Below are 1,279 nucleotides of genomic sequence, written 5' to 3' on the forward strand. Positions count from 1 at the left end.
CGCTGCAGCAGCGCTGGGAGCGCCGCGCCATCATGTCGGGCAAATTCCATGACGTGTTCCTGCGCGAATACGGCACGATGGAACAACCGCTGCCGCCCAAGTATTACGTGCCCGGCGACCGCCTCTGGTTCCGAAACCCCGATGAACACTCCTCGGACGTTTCGGGTTATGAAGGCTCCTGGGTGTTCTATATCGGCAACGGGCAGTTCACCAACTTCTGGAAGCGCGAGCAGCCCTACACCCTGACGGCCAAATGCCTGGAGCTGTTTCACTGGCGGTATGCCACCTACACCGACGAAGCCGGCGAGTTGCGTATCAATGAAAGCATCGTGGAAGCCGGCGTCAAGTCCTCCAGCACCGACCCGGCCGAGACGGCGCGAATCCTGGAACTGATGCTGCGCATGCGTGAACCCAAGGGCGTGTATGCATCAGGCGGGTGCATAGACACCTCGCGGGAACACCCCCGCTGGGTCTGCCCGGGCACCGCCGACATGGTGTTGCCGACCGCCTGATGCGATTTCAGGCAGCATGATTGCTATTAAATCAATAGCTGCTTGCGCTCATCACATAAGGGTTTCAGGCATTTTTTCTTCAAGAAACCCGAACCTCCTATTTCAGCTGGCTAGCGCTGACCCGCCAGACCACGTTGCCCACATCGTCAGCCACCAGCAGCGCGCCGCGCTTGTCCATCGCCACGCCCACCGGCCGGCCGTAGGCATGGCCTTCGGGGCTCAGGAAACCCGTGAGCACATCCACCGGCAAACCAGCCGGCAAGCCCTGGCGAAAAGGCACGAACACCACCTTGTACCCGCTGTGCGGCACGCGGTTCCAGGAACCGTGTTCACCGATAAAAACTCCCATGGCCAGTGATGGCGGCAGCGCATTGCCTTCTGAAAACACCATGCCCAATGGCGCGACATGGGAGCCCAGCGCGTAGTCGGGTGAAACCGCTTGCGCCACCAGGTCCGGACGCGGCGGCTTGACGCGGTCGTCCACGTTCTGGCCGTAATAGCTGTATGGCCAGCCGTAAAACACGCCGTCGCGCACGGAAGTCAGGTAGTCGGGCACGAGGTCGCTGCCGATCTCGTCGCGCTCGTTCACCACCGTCCAGAGTGCGCCGCTGCCGGGTGCCCAACCCATGCCGTTGGGGTTGCGCAGGCCCGAGGCAAACACGCGGTGGCTGCCGGTTTTGGCATCGACCTCCCAGATGGCGGCGCGGCCGGTTTCGGCTTCCATGCCGCGTTCTCCCACATTGCTGTTGGAGCCGACAGTGACATAC

Annotated in this window: 1 protein-coding gene and 1 pseudogene; one reads left to right on the top strand and one right to left on the bottom strand. The window is 62.2% G+C overall.

Annotated features, from left to right (window positions below; translation table 11 throughout):
* Positions 1 to 512, top strand: a pseudogene (locus AC1D1X_RS23625) (hypothetical protein); the annotation flags it as partial.
* A 97-nt stretch (positions 513 to 609) separates the two neighbouring features.
* Here AC1D1X_RS23625 and AC1D1X_RS23630 read toward each other — a convergent pair.
* Positions 610 to 1,279, bottom strand: a 670-nt coding sequence (locus tag AC1D1X_RS23630; RefSeq protein WP_477699391.1) for a PQQ-dependent sugar dehydrogenase, incomplete at its 5' end; no start/stop codon positions are given.

The organism is Polaromonas sp. P1_G4, from assembly GCF_056405475.1.